The organism is Reichenbachiella ulvae, assembly GCF_025833875.1.
In the GTDB taxonomy this organism is placed as follows: Bacteria; Bacteroidota; Bacteroidia; order Cytophagales; family Cyclobacteriaceae; genus Reichenbachiella; species Reichenbachiella ulvae.
The window spans coordinates 2,053,097-2,074,443 of the sequence record NZ_JAOYOD010000001.1 but is presented as its reverse complement, the minus strand read 5'-3'; the positions used below and the strand labels follow the sequence as shown (position 1 = coordinate 2,074,443).

The following is a 21,347-nucleotide window of genomic DNA, read 5'->3' as shown; positions in this document are numbered from 1 at the left end:
AGATGAAAGTTTCTAACGGCAGATTAGTAATTATTATGAGCATCTTGCTCTTAGTTGGTTCATGTGCGATTAAACCAAGGAAAGAAACCAAACCCAATATTCTCCTTATCAATATTGATGATATGGGGTGGAAAGATGTTGGTTTTATGGGGAGTGAATATTACGAAACCCCGAATATCGATGAGCTTTCAACCGCCGGAATGGTGTTTACCAATGGATACGCAGCTTCCGCCAATTGTGCACCCAGCCGTGCTTGTTTGATGACCGGACTTTGGACACCACGTCACGGTATTTACACGGTCAATTCTTCTGAAAGGGGTGCTTCAAAAAATCGGAAATTGATACCCACTCCAAACACCACTACGCTGGCCAAAGAGCATACGATCATACCCGAAGTGCTTCGAAAAAATGGATATGTAACTTGTCATGCGGGAAAATGGCATCTAAGTGAAAATCCATTGGAATATGGTTTTGATATCAACATTGGTGGAGGACATAATGGACTTCCAAAGAGTTATTATCCTCCGTATAAGAATGTGAAAATTGAAGAAGGAGAAAACGAATATTTGACAGACCTGATCATGGAGAAAGCATTGGAGTTTGTGGACACCACGGCTGCTCCATTCTTCCTTTATTATTCTCCTTACGCCATTCACGTACCAATTGATCCTGTCAAGAGCCTGGTGGAAAAATATAAGAACAAAGAACCGTCGAACGGTCAAGACCATGCCGAATATGCTACCATGGTGGAAAACCTGGATCGTAATATCGGACTGTTAGTAGATAAACTAAAAGCGAAAGGAATATTCGACAATACCCTCATTGTTTTTACTTCTGACAATGGCGGATTGTATGCAGTAACCAAACAGCCACCGCTGCGTGCAGGTAAAGGCAGTTACTATGAGGGAGGCATTCGCGAGCCGTTTTTCTTTGTGTACAAAGACAGAGTAAAAGCAAATGTCACCAGTGATGTCCCAATCACCAATTTGGATATTTTTCCAACGATTTTGAGTTATGCCGGAATCCATAACCCTGAGTTGAAACTCGACGGTGACAACCTGTCTTCCATTCTTGAAGGCAAGGAAAGTGAGTTGAACCGTCCGCTTTTTTGGCATTTTCCAATCTACCTGCAGGCATACAACAAAACTATGAATGAAACACGTGACCCATTGTTCAGGACGCGCCCTGGCTCAGTGGTACGTCAGGGAGTTTGGAAGTTGCACTATTATTTTGAAGATAATGAAGTCGAGCTCTTTAATCTATCAGAGGATATAGGTGAACGAAATGACCTATCTACAGTTGAAGCGGAAAAGAAGGAAGAACTACTAAGTCTACTCGAAAACTGGTGGGAAGAAACGAATGCGCCTATTCCTACGGAAATGAATCCAGATTATAAAGGTCAAATTCATCGGATTTTGAATTGAACGACTGGTTTGGTGAGCGTATGGTCTTTCGTATTTAGGAATAATGAAAATGCTCCTGTGCATCTAGATGGGTTTTCGTTTTCTAAGTAGGGTTTAATCAAAATTGTTGTCTGACTATATTGTTATACAGTTATTTGTAATTATTGAGGTTTTTTATTTGCGTGTTACTTGTCAATCCCTGGGGTCTAGAAGGAGGTCGAGTAGCTTGAATTTTATAAATACGGATGATTCTACCATTCTTTCGAACAATTGTGCTTTTCTATTCAACTAGTTTTGATGCAAGATTTCTCAGTTTAAGATTATTCATATCCAATATTCTGAATAGAAGAGATTAAATAATAATAGCAGCAAAAACTATGAAGAAATTATTACTATCAATTTTGTTTTGGCTTTTTACCAACTGTATCAATGCAGCAGACTGGGGGGACGCCCAGTGGATCTGGCAGGAGGCTGATGGCCCATCCAACACTTGGATGAGTTTTAGGAAAACAGTTAAGTTGGAGGAGGTCCCCGTTTATGTAGAAGCGCAAATCTCTGTTGATAGCAAATTTTGGCTTTGGATTAACGGTGAGATGGTGATGTTCGAAGGTGGGCTATCCCGGGGGCCTAGTCAAGCTGAGGAGTGGGATAGAAAAAATAAAATCACTCCTACCAATAGCTGGTACGAAACTGTGGATATACAACCTTACTTGAAAGAAGGCGAGAATACGATTGCTCTATTGGTCTGGTATTGGGGGCGAGAGACACACAAAGGAACCCACATTGATAGTGGAAAAGGAGGGCTACTCTTTCATGCTCAGATTGGAGAACAATCCGTAGTATCTGATAGTTCATGGAAGGCTATCCAGCATCCGGGGTATAACAATGTCATAGCGCCCGCCAGTAAAAACCTGGTACAGTACAGTATCTTGTTTGATGCAAGAAAAAGTATGGGGGACTGGTCTTCGGAGGCCTGGTATACAGCAGGGTACTATGATCAGGACTGGCCAATAGCTGCCGAAAAAGGTGGTTTGGGTACTGCTCCGTGGTACGATGTGGAAAAGAATATTGTCCCTCAGTTGATCAATCACGGTTTAAAGGATTATGTTAATCATGAAGAGCTAAAATTACCTTTCGTGAGCGAAGGCGTGACCATTGAATGTAAACTCCCATTTAATCAACAGGTCACACCTTATTTGGAAATTGAGGCAGAAGCTGGAGACACCATTTTTATTACCACAGACAATCGACTCAACAAAATCAACGCCACCTACATTACCAAAGCAGGTAAGCAGGCTTTTGAAAGTTTCTCATGGTTCAATGGACATAAAGTACAATACACAATTCCAGCAGGGGTGAAGGTAATCGCCCTGAAGTACCGATGGATGAGCGTGGGCGAGATGGTGGGGCAATTTAATGTGAATGATCCCTTTTATTCTCGACTGTGGACAATGGGTAATAATACACTTTTTGTTTGTGCGCGTGATAACTTCATGGATTGTCCTGATAGGGAACGAGCCCTATGGATCGGAGATGTGGCGGATCAGACAGGTTATTTATTTTATTCGATGGACGATGCAGGTCGGCAGCTGTTAAAGAAAGCCATACTTCAAACTACATCCTTTAGTCAGGATAGCGTACTGGGTGCTCTTGGCCCACTTAGAGTGCGCGAGTTGGTATGTCAGAGTCTCCAGTTTATTGCTCAGGTAGTTTGGCCATATTACTTAAACACCGGAGATAGGGAGACACTTGAGATCGCATATCCTTATGTTTATGACTATTTGAACTTGTTTCCTATGCTGGATAGCGGATTGCCAGAGTACAGAAAGGGGAAAAGCCCAGACTCATGGAATTGGTTAGACTGGGGAGTGAAAAATACAGTTGACGAGCAGCCTATTCAGATGGCTTTCTACTATTTGGCATTGAAGGAGGCCAAGAAAATGGCTGAGGTGATCGGCAATGAAGAGCATGCGAAATGGTACGAAGAGAGGATGTCTTCTATGAAGCCAGCCTTCGACAAGGCATTTTGGAAAGATGGGTTCTACAGCACAGATTCAGAAAAGCTCAAAGATGATAGAGCTAATGCAATTGCTATCGTTTCAGGAATAGCTAAACCAGAGTATTATGACCAAATAGTGGATAATGTATTGATGCCAAATCGTTTTTCGAGTCCCCATTTTGAGTGGATGGCAGAGGAAGCGATGTGTATCGCCGGGAGATATACAGAGTCGCTACAGCGGATGAAAGAACAGTATCAAAGTCAAGTGGATCGTGAAGGAATGACTACCCTATATGAAATGTTCCCCAATGGCGGTAGTTACAATCATGCATGGAATGCCCCCAACACCATTCTTTCCAAATACATAGCAGGCGTAGAGCCCACGGATACAGCCTGGTCAGAATACAAGATCATGCCTCATCTCGAGCATTTCACGAGTTTGAATAAAACCATTCCGACAGTGAAGGGAAACATCGATTTGGAGATTGATAAAGGTGATACCGAATATCAATTGAAATTGAATTCACCAAAAGGGACGACAGCCATTATCGGTGTGCCAAAAGATGGAAAAGTGGTGCGCCAATTGCAAGTCAATGGAGTGGTGGTTTGGAAAAAAGGGAAAGCTAAAGCGGCAATGGAAGGTGTATCATTCATAGGCGAGGATCATGAATTTATCACGTGCAGTGTCCAGGCCGGAGGATACCTCATCGTGGCACAATATCAATGAAAAGATGAAATTCAGACATTTGCTTTCGATCACCATAGCGCTGCTTGGTTCAAACTCAACGTTTAGTCAATCAACCAATGAATATGTCAACTACTTCTCCAACAACGCCTTTGGAAATCCAATCGTAGGCAAAGCTGGAGAGCATTACAAGGGGGTGACCTACGTCGCCTATCAAGGCGAAAAAGAAGATTCCTACGTAGCAGCGTACCACCATGAAACAAGAAAATGGATAGGACCCTACAAAGCTGGGACGAGTCTGCTGGGTAAGACACCCGGAATGAAGATCGATAACCATGGCAAGCCAACTTTGGTAGTGGATGGCGAAGGCTATATCCATGTCGTTTTTGGGGGGCATGGGGGAACCAAGGATTTAGGTGAAAACACCCTCGGCAACTACTTTAAAGGAAAGCAAATCCATGTGAAGACCAAAAAGCCGATGGACATCAGCTCTTGGGAGGTAGTGGACAATATAACACCATTTGGTACATACAGCCAATTCTTGAAAATGGACAATGGTGATATTTATTTAATATTCCGACATGGGGCACATCGGAGCAATTGGGTCTATCAAATATCCAAGGACAACGGTCGCACTTTTACCCCAAAAGTATCTTTTCTAGATGCCAAGCCCACAGAAGAGGACGTCAATGATTGGGATTCATGGTATATCGATCTGGCACGAGGTGAAGGAAACGATATACTGGTCTCCTACAACTACCACTTTTGCAAGAGTTCTAAGAAGGGGCATGATGGAGAACGGCACCACGGGTATTTCATGAAGTTGGACACAGATAGCAAGGAATGGTTCAATGTGAAAGGCGAGAAGCTAGCTATTCCCGTTACCAAAGAGCAGGCAGACACGATGACGCTAGTGAAGAATACCGGTGATCTATGGAACCATATCGGAAAGGTAGGATTGAGTAAAGACGGGCTACCTCGTGTGAGCTGGTATGAAGGTGAGCATGATGGCTCCAAACATGGCGGACCCAAGCAGTTGGTTGGCTATCAATGGACAGGGAGCCAATGGATAGGATCAAGAAGCAATTTGCCTATAGAGGCCAGAGGAGAAATACGTGCCATTTCCATAGACTCAGTCAGTTATTTGCTGGGCTCTATGCAGCAAAATATGGGTGAGGTAGCCTGGTGGCATGGTGTCGATGGAGGGGTCAACTTTAGCAAAGGAGAGGTGCTTTTGAAGCATAACGGAGAAAAAATCACACTCTCTCACTTTATTAGAAACTCCCATCCCGACGCGATGATCCTAGCAACTCAAAAAATTAAAGGGACGGATTATTCGAAAATCTTTCTCCTAGGAGAAAACGGAGCGATTGAGAGAACTAAAAATGAAGCCGATATTCTAGAAATAGAATGATGATGAAGATACCTGCGACAATATGGACAACAAGTGCGGTTTTCCCTTTTTTTTGGATGCTATCAGGATCGGTAGAGGCTCAGAATCAGAAGGCGTTTGACGCCATCAACCAAGCGGAAGATTGGAACCTGGTGCTAAACGATCCATGTACAGAAGATTGGACAGAACAATGGACACTTGATGGTCGGATAGCTACCGTAGGAAATACCGTAGAGGGTATGCATTTCTCTGCAGGACCAGAGGCCAAAAATGATGCCCACCATGCTGTGCTATGGACGAAGGAATCGTATGAGGGAGACATTAAAATCGAGTACGATTACATTCGTAATGACTCAGCCACCAAGTATGTGACGATATTGTATATCCAGGCCACTGGCGATGGAGAGGGGCAGTTTGCCGAAAATATATCAGAATGGAATGCATTTCGCCAAGTACCCGCCATGCGTAAGTATTTTGAGAATATGAACCTATTGCATGTGAGTTATGCAGCCTTCGGAAACAATGGAGACGGATTTTATTATGTGCGGGCGCGACGGTATCCAAAACCTGAAGATAAGGGCTTTAACGTTACACGCATCGAACCTTCCTATGATTACAATGGCTATTTCAAAACGGGCCAAGAATACCATATCACCGCTATTAAATCAGACAACATACTGTTCTTTAAAATAGAAAGCGCAGACGGTACAGAGTTGCTTGTATGGGATTTGTCAGACGTAAGTCCTGTGAATAAAGGCAGGGTGGGATTGAGACACATGTACACCCGTTCTGCCGTTTACAAGAATTTTAAAATTTACACCAAAGATTGAGAGATGATATCAGATGCGAAACCTTTAACAATACTGTTTGTAACCTTACTGTTTTATTCAATTTTGATAGCAAATGGGCAATCTAGAAAGTCTAAACAGGCTATTTCCTCAATTCAGCAGACCCAAAACTTTATAAAGAAAAACGCACAGCTAAACGTCCTTTTCATAGCAGTAGATGATTTGAGACCTGAGTTGAATTTCTATGGTGCAAACCATATTCAATCTCCAAATCTAGATCACCTAGCAAGTGAAAGTATCGTTTTTGATCGGGCCTACTGCAATATACCAGTGTGTGGAGCCTCAAGAACAAGTTTAATGACAGGTGTTCGTCCTACTAGGAAACGCCTGCTCAACGCTCAGACCCAAAAGGATATTGATCTTCCTGATGTTGTGTCGCTTCCTATGCTACTCAAACAAAACGGTTATAAGACCATTTCGAATGGGAAGATATACCATCACAAGCAAGACGATTTATCAGCGTGGGACGAAATATGGCACCCAGATCAATTGTGGGATTTTGCTTTACCTGAGAACCAGCAGCTGAGAAAAGAAACAAAAAGAGGCTTGCCTGTAGAGGCTGCAGATGTGGCGGATTCTGTCTATCGAGATGGGAGGTTGGCCAAGAAGGTGATCGCTGATTTGAATAAGCTTAAAGGCCAAAATCAATCTTTCTTTTTGACGATGGGAGTGGCTAAGCCACATCTGCCATTTACTGCTCCCAAGAGGTACTGGGATATGTATGATAGAAAAGATATCAAGCTCCCTGAGAGCTATATCCAACCAGAAAGCACACCCCAACAAGCTTTTCATAAATATGGAGAACTACGACAATATGAGGGTGTTCCCAAAAGTGGAGATCTATCAGAGGAATTAGCCAAAGAGCTAATTCACGGGTATTATGCATGTGTGAGCTATATCGATGCTCAGATTGGTCTGGTGCTGGATGAATTAGAGAACTTGGGATTAGCAGAAAATACCATTGTCATTCTTTGGGGAGATCATGGATGGAATCTAGGCGATCACCAACTTTGGTGCAAACACGTAACCTTTGAAAAGGCACTTAGAACACCTTTAATCCTGAAAGTTCCTGGGAAAACAAGTGGACAAAGGACGGAAGCTATCACTGAGTACATTGATGTCTATCCTACTTTGGCAGAATTGGTAGGGCTGGATGCTCCCGAAACAGCAGTTGGGCAAAGTATGGTGCCAATCCTCAATGGACAGGAAAGTGAGAAAGACTGGGCAGTTTCCAAATTCAAGGATGCTGTCACATTGATCAAAGGAGATTTGTTTTACACCGAATGGACAGACGATCAAGGTATTGACTATGCACGGATGCTTTTCGATCATAAAACTGACCCCTTGGAATTGGATAATCTCGCTGAGAAAGAGGAGTACGCGGCTATGGTTGAAAGTCTTGCCAAAGAACTCAGAGAAAAGTGGGGAGAAAATTTTTTGGACTGATGAGTCAAAATGTAGATTTAGATACAGAGTTATGAAAGGTTGTTTTTTGTTGCCATTTGTTTTGCCTCTGGTGTTCTATTCCTGCGGGATTGGTATAGACACCAGATTGCCGTCTCCTATGGAGCTTACAGTCTCCGAGGGGTTTGTCAATCCCATTGGGTTTTACGACAGTGTCCCTGACTTTTCTTGGAAACTGCCAACTGCTGTTCAAGAGCAATCAGCGTACGCTATTGAGGTAGCGAGCAATCCCGACTTGTTAGGAAGCAATGCGGATCTTTGGAATAGCGGAAAAGTCAAGACAGGTCAGTCGACCTTCGTCAAGTATGAAGGGAAGGCTTTGAGCTCTCGGCAAAAAGTTTGTTGGCGGGTAAAGTTTTGGGACAAGGAAGGCAAGGAGTCTAGTTGGAGTGAGACGGCCTACATTGAGTTGGGGCTATTGCGCAACAGCGACTGGAAAGGAAAATGGATTCACATTCCTTATGAGCAATTGAATGAAACTGATTATCTGGGTTCGCTGCTGTTTCGTCCGCAATACATCCGAAGGGAAATTGAAATTCCGGCCGACATTAAAAATGCCAGATTATATATCACTGCCAAAGGAGTTTTTGAAGTTTACGTAAATGGGGTGCGAGTCAGCGATGATAGGATGGCGCCTGGGTGGGTGCCGTTTCGAGACTATATACCTACTATGACATATGACTTGAGTACGATGCTGAGAAAAGGAAAGAACACAGTCGGTGTTGTCTTGGCAGAAGGCTGGTATGCCGGTCGCATTTATTTGAGAAAGGAAAGAAAAGTACATAGACACACGCCTTCATTGCTATGCCAGCTTGAAATAGAACACGATCAGGGAGAAATGGAAATTATTTCAGATCAAGACTGGAAAGTGAGTCAGAATGGCCCTGTTCGCGTTTCCAAAATTTACGATGGCGAAATCTACGATGCTAATTTTGGTCTAGGGGATTGGTGCAATAATGGATATGATGCATCAGGATGGAATGATGTTCAAACCAAAGCCTTGGACAGTGCTTTATTAATGCCCAAGCGTTTTGGATGCGTAAAGGATCAAGAGGTGATCAACGCGCAAAGTATCACACAACCCGAGCCAGACGTCGCTATTTTTAATTTTGGCCAGAATAATGTGGGTGTTCCTGAGCTTAATGTTCCGATGAAAAAAGGAGATACTTTGAAGGTTCGTTTCGCAGAAATGCTGGACTCGGACGGCACACTCTACACCAAAAATTACAGAAGCGCCAAATCGACAGACTATTATGTGGCGGCCAATGACGGGATGATCCATTGGCGACCAAGTTTTACTTTTCATGGATATCAATATCTAGAGTTGAGTGGCTACAGCAAAGGAGAGCAACCTCAAAAAGAATGGGCAAAGGCTATTGTGCAATATTCCGATTTTGAAAGCAACGGTACCTTTGACTCGTCGCATAAAAAATTGAATCAACTGCAAAGCAACATCACTTGGGGCCTAAAAAGCAACTTCTTCGACATTCCTACGGATTGTCCACAGCGCGACGAACGTCTAGGCTGGACAGGAGATGCGCAAGTTATCGCACCGACTGCCATTTTCAATGCCGATATGTATGCTTTTTGGGCTGGATATTTACAAAGCCTTCGATATGAGCAATCTGAAGATGGAGGTGTACCGAGGGTAGTCCCTAATAATCTGGGGAAACGAGCTTCAACAGGTTGGGGTGATGCTTGTGTTATCATTCCATGGGAACTCTATTTTAGAACTGGCGATACCAATGTATTGGCAGAAAACTATGAGACCATGAAAAGTTGGGTGGGGTATTATGACCTTCATGCCCGAGATTATATCGTTGAAACTATGCATGCCTTTGGAGATTGGTTACAGCCTTTTGCTCGCTTGGATAGCAATGGACAAGAAGTTAGAAGTGGTGATACTCCTAAAAACTACATTGCTACGGCCTATTACGCTCGTTCGGTGGAACTCACTCAAAAGACGGCAGAAGTGTTGGGCGAGACGGAGGAGGCTATTTATTATAAAAATTTGCACGATTCCATCAAAACAGCCTTTCAAAAACGGTTTTATGATGAAGATGGAATGACCAAGAACCAAGTAGAAACACAAACGCAATATATCCTGGCTATTGTTTTTAATCTGATCACTGAGGATTTGAAACCCAAAGTATGTAGGCATTTGAAAAGGATTATCAACGATTGCGACAATCATTTGCGTACGGGTTTTTTGGGGACACCTATTTTACCATTTGCTCTGGATCAGGCTGGTGAAATTGATCTGATGTATTCAATATTGTTTAAGGAGACTTATCCTTCATGGTTTTATTCTATCAATCAAGGCGCAACTACCATGTGGGAACGATGGAATAGCTATACGCTTGAGGATGGCTTCAATAAGCAAGGTATGAACTCCTTCAATCACTATGCATATGGGGCCATTGGGCAATGGATGTATGAGCGTATTGCGGGCATCAGACCCATGCAAGCAGGATATAAAAAGATAGAAATTGCACCCGTACCTGGAGGACCATTAACCTCAGTACAGGCCAGCTACAATAGTCCCTACGGTCAAATATCATCTGAGTGGACATTGGAAAATGGAGTTTTCGAATTGAAAGTGAATGTTCCTCCAAATACGACAGCTGTCATCAAGGTTCCGGGTGATACTTACAAGTCTTTGATAATCAATGGAAAATCTATTGGTGAGAATAAGAACATTCGATTACTCCTGAAAAGAAAAAAAGTCTTTGAACTATTGGCTCAACCGGGAAGCTATGTGTTAGAAACAAAATATTAAATACTGAATTAAAAGCCGATAATAAGAAATGAAAATAAGACGCAACACCTCTAATCCTTACATTACATTCATTTCTGTCATTATCATCATCCTGATATGTGTAGCATGTGGCACGAGTCAGATTCAAGTAAACGACCTCAAATGCGAATACAAATCAGAACCACTAGGTATTGATAATACCTCTCCTCGTCTTAGTTGGAAGCTGGTTGATCCTTACCAACAGAGAGGTCAAAATCAAACCGACTACCATGTCTTGGTAGCGAGTAGCATGGATAAACTTAGTAGTGAAGAGGGGGATCTTTGGGATACCGGTAAAACTGAATCACAACAGTCTGTGAATGTGATTTATGATGGTAAAACCCTTACCTCTAATCAGGAATGCTTTTGGAAAGTGCGAGTTTGGGACAAGGATGGGAAACCGTCCGATTGGAGTGAATCTAGTCGTTTTTCTATAGGGTTGTTGACATCAGATGATTGGCAAGGTGAGTGGATTCTCAAAGATGATCAGCTTAAAACAGATCACAATTGGTACCGAAAGAATTTTAACTTAAAAGGGGAGGTACAATCGGCATTCGTCTATCTGGCTTCTTTTGGCTATCATGAATTGTATGTGAATGGTCAGAAAGTAGGCGATGAGGTACTAAATCCTGCGTCTTCGTTTATGAAAAAGCGAATTCGTTATCTGACCTATGACATCAAAGACTTTCTTCAGAGAGGTGAGAATGTCATTGCCGTATGGCATGCTGGGGGATGGGCTAGATGGTCAAGGGTAACGGAATATATGAACCCACCTTTTGTGTTTAAGGCTCAGGCGGAGATTATGACTGGGGAGCAAAAACTTACGATCGTATCTGATAAAAGCTGGAAGTGTAAAAAGAGCCATAGCCAATACATAGGTAATTGGGATATACTTGATTTTGGTGGCGAAATCATAGATGATCGACTCAGAGAAGATGATTGGAATACGGTATCCTACGATGACAGCAAATGGGCCAATGCCACAGTCTACGATCATGAGGTCCTAAATTCCAGAATCACAGGCGACAATGTCTCCCTTACCTTGAACAGTCAGAAAAGTCGACCCATGCGAAAGGATTATGAGCCTATCACTACTACACTCAGTGGGCAGATGGTAGAGCCGCAGGTAAAGTATAAGGAGATATCACCGATAAGAGTGAGCATGAATAGCGACAGCACCTATCTCATCGATATGGGAGAAAACTATACAGGTTTTTTTGAAATGAACCTATTCAATGGAATAGAGGGAGATACGGTCACATTCGAAATTGCCGACAGGCAAGAAGTCACATCTTCATGGAAACAAAGAAGTCAGTACATTTATAGTGCTTCAGGCAAAGGACAATTCACAAACCGGTTTAATGTAGCCGGAGGTCGTTGGGTCACAGTCTATGGGCTAGGGTGCAAGCCCGATTTAAAGGATATTAAGGGATATGTAGTAACCAGCAATCGCAAGCAAATCAGCAGCTTTGAAAGCTCGAGTGAACTACTGAACCGAATCTATCAAGTCAATTTGAATACCTATTTAGCTAATACAATGGATGGATTATTGGTAGACTGTCCGCATCGCGAGCGTAGAGGATGGGGCGAAGTAACTGTGGCTGCCATGTATGGAGATGCACTGCCAAACTATGAATCTGGTGCCTACATGGAGCAATACCTGCAGTACATGAGAGATGCTCAGCTAAGGGATGGGCGTACCCGGGCAGTACTCAACGAGCAGGATCGTCCATTCCTGATGTGGAAAGCGAATAGTCCTATTACGATTTGGGAGGCCTATCGCACTTTAGGTGATCCTAAGATATTGAAAGACAACTACGCCTCCATGAAAAAATGGATGGAGTGGATGCACAACTCCTCACAGTATGAATCTCAAGGTGCATTGAAGATCGGTGAACGTGGCAAGAGAGAAATGCCAGGTCTAGGTGATTGGTGCACGCCAAGAGGTAACTTTTGGGACAGTAGTAACTCACCAGATGCCGCCCATTTCAATAACTGCGTGTACGCTTTTATGTTGGAATGCGCCATGAATATGGCCGAAGCGGTTGGAGAATATGAAGATGCTACTGCGTATAGCGATCGCCTAGAAATTCAAAAAAAGGCCACACATCAGATTTCGTACAATGCTGCGACAGGACAATATCTGGATGGAAAACAAGTAGATCAGGCTTTTGCACTACTGACAGGTGTTACTCCTGAAAGCGAAAAAGAAAAGGTACTTAGCCAATTGGAAAACAATGTGCTTTATGACTTTCCATATTACGATACGGGGAGTTCAGGGCAAGCGCTATATACTCGCTATTTTATTGAGCATGATCGCATGGACTTAATCTATGAACTACTCAGAGACAAATCACACCCGAGCTATGGTTACTTTTTGGAGCAAGGAAAAACCACCTGGCCAGAGCGCTGGTCCGCCATCGGCAATAGTCAGATTCATACTTGCTATACAGGTATCGGAGGCTATTTTTTGAAAGGATTTGGGGGTATTCGATTAGCTGAGGGTCAGCATGGGTTTCAAAACTTTACGCTTAAACCTTCGCCAGTGGGGGATTTAACGTACGCGAATACGACATACGAATCTCTTTATGGTACTATAGTTTCAAACTGGAAAATTGAAAATGGAGAATTTCATTATCATATCGAAGTGCCTGTTAATAGCACAGCTAAGGTTTTCGTTCCTGCCAAAGATAGAACGCTAATTTCAGAAGGTGGTTTGTCTGCTGAGCAATCCCAAGGCATGATATATGTAGGAACGGAACAGAGCAAAGCAGTAGGTAATTATATCATTTATGAGGTGGGGTCCGGACAGTACGATTTTGTTTCTACGGAGCTTCCTGAGAACCTCTCTTCCTGATCCTATAATGGTTCCAGAAAATCTAGCAACCATCGGACGAATGAATGCATCATCAATGTACATAGAAACAGAGAAACTGCCAGGGTACGAAGCGTTCAAGGCCAACGACGAAAATCCAGAAACCGGCTGGCAGGCTGATGGTACAACAGATGAATGGCTAGAAGTAGAGTGGCTCAAGCCTCAGACTTTCAATACGGTTGTAATAGACGAAGTTGGCAATTACATCAGTAGTTATAAACTTCAATATTGGCAACATGGAAAGTGGACTGATATCACATCAGGAGAAACTTGTGGGGAAGGTAGAACTCACACTTTTGATCAGTTGAGGACTACCAAGTGTAGGGTGTGGATTGATCATGTGCTTAGGCCACCTAAGATTTCTGAGTTGAAAATCTTTGATGTAAAGTCTTAGAACCAGAAAAAAATCCAACTTTTTAGAAGCGTCTGAATAGTTGCAAAGTAGATGCGATGACTAAATTAGTCTTTATATGATAAGCAATACCAACATGATAGTTTTATGAAAAAGATAGTTGTACGACAGCTTTGTCTTTCAGCCATTGTAGTTTTCTCTTCGCTGATATTGAAAGCAGGAGATTTATCAGAATACTGGATTTATATTTCTTCGTATGAATCTGGTGGAGATCATGGCATAGGGGTCTATTCCTGGAACCCCGAAAAGAGAAGTCTTTCTCCGTCTTTCTTAAGTGATGCAGTTAAAAACTCGTCATATCTCACAGTTGACTCAATTAATAATAGGCTATATAGTGTGTATGGGAATGCTATACATGGTTTTCTAATAAAAAGAAGTACTGGTGAGTTAGTTCTAATTGATAGCATGATGACTTCAGGAAGAGGGGGAGCATATATTAGTCAAACCTCTGACATGAACCATTTGATGGTAGCCTACTATAGGTCTAGTGCAATAGGTACTTATAAACTTGAACCAACTACAGGGTCTATTGCTTCCGAAATAGTTTATAAGACATTCAATGGCAATAGTGTCAATTTAAAAAGACAGGAGGCATCTCATCCTCATATGATATATCAAAGACCAAATTCAAATAAAGTGCTGGTGCCGGATTTGGGAACAGACCAACTGATGTTTTTTGATCTCCATTCCAATGGTCATTTGACTCAGTCTAAGAAATCAGGCATAAAACTTGAACCGGGTATGGGGCCTCGTCACATCGATTTTCACCCACAACTCCCTTATGTTTTTCTGTTGGCCGAATTAAGCGGTGATGTGGTTGCCATGAAACTTGATATAAACAATGATATAGGACATATCATCGATACCCAAAGTATTTTGCCTGAAAATTATGATCAATTCAATAAGTCTGCGGATATATTAGTAAGTAAGGACGGTCGTTTTTTATATGCCTCTAATCGCGGACATGATAGTATTGCCATCTGCGAAATTGATCCGCTAACAGGAGAAATAGCACTCAAAAGGATAATGTCCAGTGGAGGGAATTGGCCTAGAGCATTGGCTATTGATCCAACAGGTGATTTTTTGCTAGTGGCAAACAAAAGGTCTAACAATATTGTAGTGTTTGAAATCAATCACCAAACTGGCGATTTGACTGAAGTAATGTCTTTGGATACTCTACCAAATCCGCAATGCATTCGATTTATTAAGAAGTAAATGTTTAGAATGGAAGTTTATTACGTGATCTGATTGTATATAAGACTAATTGAATATTTATGAATAGTATTCTTTTACCCTATTTTTTGAGTTAGATATTAGGCTATTACTGCTGATTTTTTTTCTAAGCTTTTCTGTTGAGGTAATGGGATAAACTCCATCTGGGTTGGTCAGTGATACGCTTTACTATGCGAGCAATCGGAAATTGCTGATTCCAATAATTTCACTTACTTAAGAGTGGCTAGTTTTGATCCGGAGCGTTTAATTTTTATAGGATATTACATCGATTTTAATTTGATGGAGTGATTTTAGAAAAGGATCACTGCAGTGAATATGGAAGGAAAGAAGGTCTGTTTGAACGGTATTTCCAGAATGGTAATTTGTATAGTCGGGGAGAGTTTATTCAGAACCAAGTAGCTGGAGTCTGGACATGTTATTATAAATATGGTCGCTGAAAGAAAATGTTGCATTCACTGAGGATGATATAGCGGTGATCGAATATTATGGCCCTTTGGGCAAACAAAAGGTAGAAAATGGTACAGGAAAATGGGAGTGTTCCTTGAAGATACGTGGTTGTGACAATCCATTTATCAGAGGAGAATTTCGGTTAGGGGTAAATCTAATGTAGGGGAAAGTTGAAAATTACTATCAGCCCATTGTGACAAGGAAAAGTTTTATTCCGAGTAACCACTCCATTGTAGAAATATTCCAGTTCAATAGATGGGTGACTCAGTCAACCTATCCATACTTCAAATTTTTGCCAAGAAAGAGATAGGAATAGGTCAATTTACCTATTTAAAGTGCCTTACTTTTTAGCCCTACATAGTTTTGGATGATAGTGCTACTATTTTGGATTATTCATTTTCAGTTCTAGCCTTAATTTAACTTTATAAAATCCTGCATTGCGCTTGGCTAGCCAATCAAGGCACGAGGTTTTACAAATTATTTTTTAATGCAAAATAGGAAGATGCTTTTACGAAATTTACTCATCATTTTCTTGACAATAGCTCTGGGGATTCGATCATGGGCTCAAGAAAAAACACAAACAAACAGATCGTCCAATAGGCCCAATATTATTTTCATCTTGACAGATGATCAACGCTGGGATGCCATCGGATATGCTGGCAATGAGTTGGTAACTACACCAGCTATGGATGAATTGGCTAGGTCTGGTACTTATTTCAACAATGCTATGGTGACCACTCCGATATGTGCGGCTAGCCGAGCTAGCATCTTCTCTGGATTGTACGAACGAACTCACGCTTACAACTTCCAGACCTCGGCCATCAAGGAAGAATATATGGAAACAGCCTATCCTCGGGTACTCAAAGAAGCCGGCTATACCACTGCATTTTATGGCAAATTTGGTGTAAACTATGGTGATAAGGATAAGCTCTTTGACCAGTACGAAGATTACGACAGAGCCAACCAATACAAGGATCGTCGAGGGTATTATTACAAAACATTAGAAGGAGATACAGTGCACCTGACCCGATATACTGGACAAAAAGCACTTGATTTTATCAATCAGGCGGATGGTGATCAGCCGTTCTGCTTGCAGCTAAGCTTTAGTGCACCACATGCTCACGATGGAGCTCCAGAGCAATATTTTTGGCAGAATACTACCAATGATTTACTTCAAAATATTGAAATTCCTAAAGCGGCGATTTCATCAGATAAATATTTTGACGCCCTACCAGAGCCAGTAAAAGCAGGATTCAACCGACTAAGATGGGAGTGGAGATACGATACTCCCGAAAAATACCAGCACAGTGTAAAGGGATACTACAGAATGATTGCTGGTGTGGATCATGAAATTACCAAAATCAGAAGCCTACTTGAAGAAAAAGGCCTGGCTGATAACACCGTCATTATCCTGATGGGTGACAACGGCTATTTCCTAGGAGAAAGGCAGCTTGCCGGAAAATGGCTGATGTATGACAACTCGGTGCGTGTACCTTTGATCGTGTACGATCCACGCATAAAAAAGCACCAGGATGTGAACGACATGGCTCTCAATATTGATGTGCCAGCTACTATTGTAGACTTAGCCGGAGTAGAGAAACCTGAAGCATGGCAAGGAAAAAGCCTTATGCCAGTCGTAAAAGACAAAGCACAAGGGTTGCAAAGAGATACAGTATTGATCGAGCATTTGTGGGAGTTCGAAAACATTCCGCCAAGTGAAGGTGTAAGAACCAACAAATGGAAATACCTCCGATACGTCAATGATCAGTCATCTGAGGAGCTTTACAACTTGCAAAAAGATCCGATGGAAATCAAGAACTTGGCCAAGAGTAAGAAGTATGCTACTGTTTTGGCCGATTTGAGAAGAAAAACTGACGAGTTGATCGAAGAATATAGTGACGCCTCGACTGCTCGTCCCTACAATCTGACTGTGGAATACATCCGTCAGCCACAGCACGTTGAGATACAAGATCAGACACCAGAATTTGGCTGGACAGTACCATCAGGAGTGGTGTATCAAAAAGCGTATCAGATACTTGTAGCCTCTACCAAAAGCAATATTGAGGTCAATAAAGGTGATATATGGAATAGCGGGCAGGTTCGTGGCAACAATTCCACGAATGTGACTTTTGCGGGTGCTGATCTAAAACCTGGCACGACCTATTATTGGAAAGTTAGAGTTTGGGATGCTAACAATCGCCTGAGCAGATATTCGAAAGTGCAGACTTTCAAATTAGGTAAGTCGGTGAGCGGATGGACTACACCAAACCGCTTTTTGCTTGAAGAAATCGCTCCTGATCAATTTGAAGAAATTTCATCAGGATCTTATTTTATTGATTTTGCTAAGGCGGCCTTTGCTACGCTTAAAATCAAATACGATGCCCCAGCTGCTGATACTCTGATCGTAAGGATTGGTGAATCCTTGGTGGATGGAAAAATCAATAGAGAGCCGCTTGGTAATATTAGATATCAGGAGATTAAAATGCCTGTGAGCCGAGGACTCAAGACCTATGACTTGCCGATCATGGCCAATAAGAAGAATACTTTACCAGTGGCAGTCGCTTTGGCGGATTCTTTTCCAGTGTTGATGCCATTTAGATATTGTGAGATTGAAAACGCAAAGGGCAAACTGACAGAAAGTGATATTGCTCAGATGGCATACTTTGGCTATTGGGAAGAAGATGCGAGTTCATTTTCAAGTAGCGATATGACCTTGGATCAAATTTGGGATTTGTGTAAGTATTCGATCAAGGCTACTTCTTTTGCCGGTCTTTACATCGATGGCGAAAGAGAACGTATCCCATATGAAGCGGATGCTTATCTAAACCAATTGAGCCACTATGGGACTGACAGGGAATATGCTATTGCCAGAAGGACTATTGAGTATTTTATGGATCATCCTACTTGGCCTACTGAGTGGCAACAGCATGTAGCTCTTTTGTTTTATGCCGACTATATGTACACTGGCAATTCGGAACTGATAGAGAAGTATTATGAAGAACTGAAGCATAAAACTCTAGTTGAATTGACTGGGGATCACGGTTTGATTACTTCAGACAAGGTCACTCCTGAGTTGATGTACAAATTGGGATTTGATGAAGGGTATAAAAAACCCTTAACAGATATTGTAGATTGGCCGCCAGCTAAATTCAACCGTAGCACGACCAAAGGAGAAAGGGATGGATTTGAATTTAAATCATACAATACGGTTATCAATTCCTTCTTTTATGAAAATATGAGAATCATGGCAGAGTTTGCTGATCTGCTTGGTAAATCTGATGAAGCTCTAGATTTCGAATTTCGTGCTGCAAGAGCTAAAAAGGCCATCAACGAACACATGTTTGATTCGGAAAAGGGAGTGTATATCGATGGGATCGGCTCTGAGCATGCCTCCCTTCATGCTAATATGTTGCCTCTTGCATTTGGGATCGTTCCCACTAAATATCAAGCAAGTGTAATAGAACACATCAAGTCCAGGGGAATGGCATGCAGTGTCTATGGATCTCAGTTTTTGATGGATGGTTTGTATCGTGCAGGTGAGGCGGATTATGCTTTAGAACTGCTCACTAGCCAAGAAAAAAGGAGCTGGTATAATATGATCAGAGAGGGATCGACAATTACCATGGAGGCATGGGGCAATGAATATAAGAATAATCAGGATTGGAATCATGCATGGGGTGCCGTGCCTGCCAATGCCATACCTAGAGGGTTGTGGGGTGTACAGCCCAAGAGTGCTGGTTTTGGTATCGCGCAGATCAAACCCCAGTTGTCCAAGTTGAGATCAAGTTCTATCACTGTGCCTACGATTCGAGGACAAATAAAAGCGAGTTATACCAAGCAGGGCCGAATACAAAAGTTCGAAATAGAGCTACCTGCAAATATGCTGGGAGAGTTCGTTGTACCTGATGCATCTGGCAAAGAGCTGACTTTGAATGGTCAAAGAGTTTATGCTGAATTTGGCACAATTAGGTTAAGCCCTGGAGTTAATCATATCGAATTGAAAATCAATTCTTTTTAACCTAATTCCTCAAAAATCAATCGCTTGCCAAGGTTGGAGGTGATGTCAAAATGGAATGCCAAAGTTGCAAGGAACCAAAGATTGAAATATTAATAGAATATGAAAGGACATCTGGTCGCATGTGCAATTATCTTCTTTGCGGTGAGTTTGAGGGCGCAAGAGGTAACCAAGCTTATCGAACTCAAGGTTGCTGATAATGGATTGTATTTCGATGGTGCGAAAAGAGGAAATAACGATCTAGACATAAACGAGCCTGGATTTGAATACTTTTTTGGGAGGAGAATTACTCCTCACGGAGATTGTATCAAAGTATTTGGAGACTATGTATTCATGACATGGTGGTCTGGAGGTGAAGAAGAAAAGCATGTTATGTTGTCGAGATACAATATGAAAACAGAGGTGTTAGAAACAATCGAATTTCCTCATACTCATGTCGGTTTTCGTCATCAATACGAGCATATTGGAGACTCGCACAATACCATTGCAGTTGGGATCTGTCCATTGGATAGCACCGTTCATCTTTTGTATGATATGCATTCTTATAATGAATTAGAGTACCCAGATTCGTTTTTCAATTATAATGTGTCTAAGGTAGGTGCAGCCGCCGCAGCTGACGGTAGTTTTAGTTTGGATCTTTTCTATACAAAAAACACCTACTTAAATGCTCAATACAACTATTCGGATATTACCTACCCCAATTTTTTTCTCAATGATCGAGATGAATTATTCGTTTGGTTCAGAGAAGGAGGAAACAACAACGGTTCATACAAATTCGCCAAGTACGATGGTAGCTCATGGGGTCCATTCACGGACTTCAATGTTTTGAATGCCAAAAGTTTTGGAAATGAGTACAACTGGGGGCTATATGGAGATATGAAGTATATCAATGGCAAACTGCGAGTCGGATTTGCTAAGAGGATGAACTACAATAATGACGAGTATGTCTATAATAATGGCATGCACTACGCTTACTCCAATGATCAGGACGGTAAAGTGGAATGGTATAATTATAAAGAGCAATCTTTGACCTTGCCTTTGAGCAGCCCAGAGAAATTATTCTTTTTCGAGCCAGGTAGTTTGGTGGCCAATGGAGGGGCGAACTCTATCACTATGAGCTCAGGTACTGATTGGACTGTGACTGATAGAGAGAGTGTCCACTTTATCATGAATAATGTGAGGTCTAGTGCCAGTAGTGAAAGGGTGAATGTTCATGCATACAAGAGAGCTGGCGAAAATTCTTTTACTACAACTACCGATTTCCCTGGAGGAAATCTCTATTCGGTTCCAGGAAATATGGTGTTTCTGATGGGCTTGAATTCAAAAAGACCCTATATCTATTTTACAAAAGGAGGAACAAATAACTGGCAGCTACTATTTGAGGAGACTAAGGGAGTGGAATTTCGTCATATGAATGTCTTAATTGAAGGTAATAGACTCTATCTCTATTTGATGGAGGATGCTAGTGGCGATGCTCAACCGATACATCTTCAGATATATGATTTAGGCTTGCCTGAAGTTGTTCTGGATGCTAAACCAAGCAGCTCTAAGGTATTGATCTATCCAAATCCTGTAGAACAACAGTTGATGATAGAAGGGGTAAATGAAATCGACTCGGAATATTCAATTTACAATCTGATGGGACGTCAATTAGATCAGGGGCAGTTAATCGATAATACAATAGATGTTTCCGCACTTGCTTCGGGCATTTATATTTTGAAATTAATCGGTAATACCGGAGAACGTTTGTATCGCTTTAATGTGAAATAAAACTAT

General features: G+C 41.9%; 11 protein-coding genes. All 11 read left to right on the top strand.

The features are described 5' to 3' along the window. Positions 1-2 precede the first annotated feature (2 nt). The 11 genes from N7U62_RS08235 to N7U62_RS08185 all read left to right on the top strand — a co-directional run bounded on the left by N7U62_RS08235 (position 3) and on the right by N7U62_RS08185 (position 21,341). Positions 3-1,424, top strand: a complete 1,422-nt coding sequence (locus N7U62_RS08235) for a sulfatase (protein ID WP_264137460.1) — start codon at positions 3-5, stop codon at positions 1,422-1,424. Between the two features lie 356 nt (positions 1,425-1,780). Next, on the top strand, positions 1,781-4,129 hold the full coding sequence (locus tag N7U62_RS08230; protein ID WP_264137459.1) for an alpha-L-rhamnosidase-related protein: 2,349 nt from the start codon (positions 1,781-1,783) through the stop codon (positions 4,127-4,129). After that, complete coding sequence (locus N7U62_RS08225; protein WP_264137458.1) at positions 4,068-5,501, top strand: BNR-4 repeat-containing protein; 1,434 nt, start codon at positions 4,068-4,070, stop codon at positions 5,499-5,501. Before N7U62_RS08230 ends, N7U62_RS08225 begins: the two co-directional genes overlap by 62 nt. After that, entirely contained in the window at positions 5,501-6,310 is an 810-nt protein-coding gene (locus tag N7U62_RS08220; protein ID WP_264137457.1) for a DUF1961 family protein, read from the top strand. The genes N7U62_RS08225 and N7U62_RS08220 overlap by 1 nt, the downstream gene beginning before the upstream one ends. Before the next feature lie 3 nt (positions 6,311-6,313). After that, positions 6,314-7,774 (top strand): sulfatase, encoded by a 1,461-nt coding sequence (locus N7U62_RS08215; protein WP_264137456.1) that lies wholly within the window; start codon positions 6,314-6,316, stop codon positions 7,772-7,774. Positions 7,775-7,805: 31 nt separating this feature from the next. Further along, positions 7,806-10,571 carry a family 78 glycoside hydrolase catalytic domain gene (locus tag N7U62_RS08210; RefSeq protein ID WP_264137455.1) on the top strand — a complete coding sequence of 922 codons (2,766 nt, stop codon included), beginning with the start codon at positions 7,806-7,808 and terminating at the stop codon, positions 10,569-10,571. A gap of 28 nt (positions 10,572-10,599) precedes the next feature. Further along, the gene (locus N7U62_RS08205) at positions 10,600-13,446 is read left to right on the top strand and encodes a family 78 glycoside hydrolase catalytic domain (RefSeq protein ID WP_264137454.1); all 2,847 of its coding nucleotides are present in this window, start codon (positions 10,600-10,602) and stop codon (positions 13,444-13,446) included. 40 nt (positions 13,447-13,486) lie between these two features. Continuing rightward, positions 13,487-13,858, top strand: coding sequence for a discoidin domain-containing protein (locus N7U62_RS08200; protein ID WP_264137453.1), 372 nt, complete (start codon positions 13,487-13,489; stop codon positions 13,856-13,858). Between the two features lie 105 nt (positions 13,859-13,963). Continuing rightward, positions 13,964-15,091, top strand: coding sequence for a lactonase family protein (locus tag N7U62_RS08195; protein ID WP_264137452.1), 1,128 nt, complete (start codon positions 13,964-13,966; stop codon positions 15,089-15,091). A gap of 967 nt (positions 15,092-16,058) precedes the next feature. After that, positions 16,059-19,574, top strand: a complete 3,516-nt coding sequence (locus N7U62_RS08190; RefSeq protein ID WP_264137451.1) for a sulfatase-like hydrolase/transferase — start codon at positions 16,059-16,061, stop codon at positions 19,572-19,574. Positions 19,575-19,673: 99 nt separating this feature from the next. Further along, the gene (locus N7U62_RS08185) at positions 19,674-21,341 is read left to right on the top strand and encodes a BNR-4 repeat-containing protein (protein ID WP_264137450.1); all 1,668 of its coding nucleotides are present in this window, start codon (positions 19,674-19,676) and stop codon (positions 21,339-21,341) included. Positions 21,342-21,347: the final 6 nt, after the last annotated feature.

Coding starts and splice junctions, on each gene's coding strand:
- N7U62_RS08195 (WP_264137452.1), top strand. CDS start 13,964: ATGAAAAAGATAGTTGTACGACAGCTTTGTCTTTCAGCCATTGTAGTT.
- N7U62_RS08225 (WP_264137458.1), top strand. CDS start 4,068: ATGAATTTATCACGTGCAGTGTCCAGGCCGGAGGATACCTCATCGTGG.
- N7U62_RS08235 (WP_264137460.1), top strand. CDS start 3: ATGAAAGTTTCTAACGGCAGATTAGTAATTATTATGAGCATCTTGCTC.
- N7U62_RS08205 (WP_264137454.1), top strand. CDS start 10,600: ATGAAAATAAGACGCAACACCTCTAATCCTTACATTACATTCATTTCT.
- N7U62_RS08215 (WP_264137456.1), top strand. CDS start 6,314: ATGATATCAGATGCGAAACCTTTAACAATACTGTTTGTAACCTTACTG.
- N7U62_RS08220 (WP_264137457.1), top strand. CDS start 5,501: ATGATGAAGATACCTGCGACAATATGGACAACAAGTGCGGTTTTCCCT.
- N7U62_RS08230 (WP_264137459.1), top strand. CDS start 1,781: ATGAAGAAATTATTACTATCAATTTTGTTTTGGCTTTTTACCAACTGT.
- N7U62_RS08190 (WP_264137451.1), top strand. CDS start 16,059: ATGCTTTTACGAAATTTACTCATCATTTTCTTGACAATAGCTCTGGGG.
- N7U62_RS08210 (WP_264137455.1), top strand. CDS start 7,806: ATGAAAGGTTGTTTTTTGTTGCCATTTGTTTTGCCTCTGGTGTTCTAT.
- N7U62_RS08185 (WP_264137450.1), top strand. CDS start 19,674: ATGAAAGGACATCTGGTCGCATGTGCAATTATCTTCTTTGCGGTGAGT.
- N7U62_RS08200 (WP_264137453.1), top strand. CDS start 13,487: ATGAATGCATCATCAATGTACATAGAAACAGAGAAACTGCCAGGGTAC.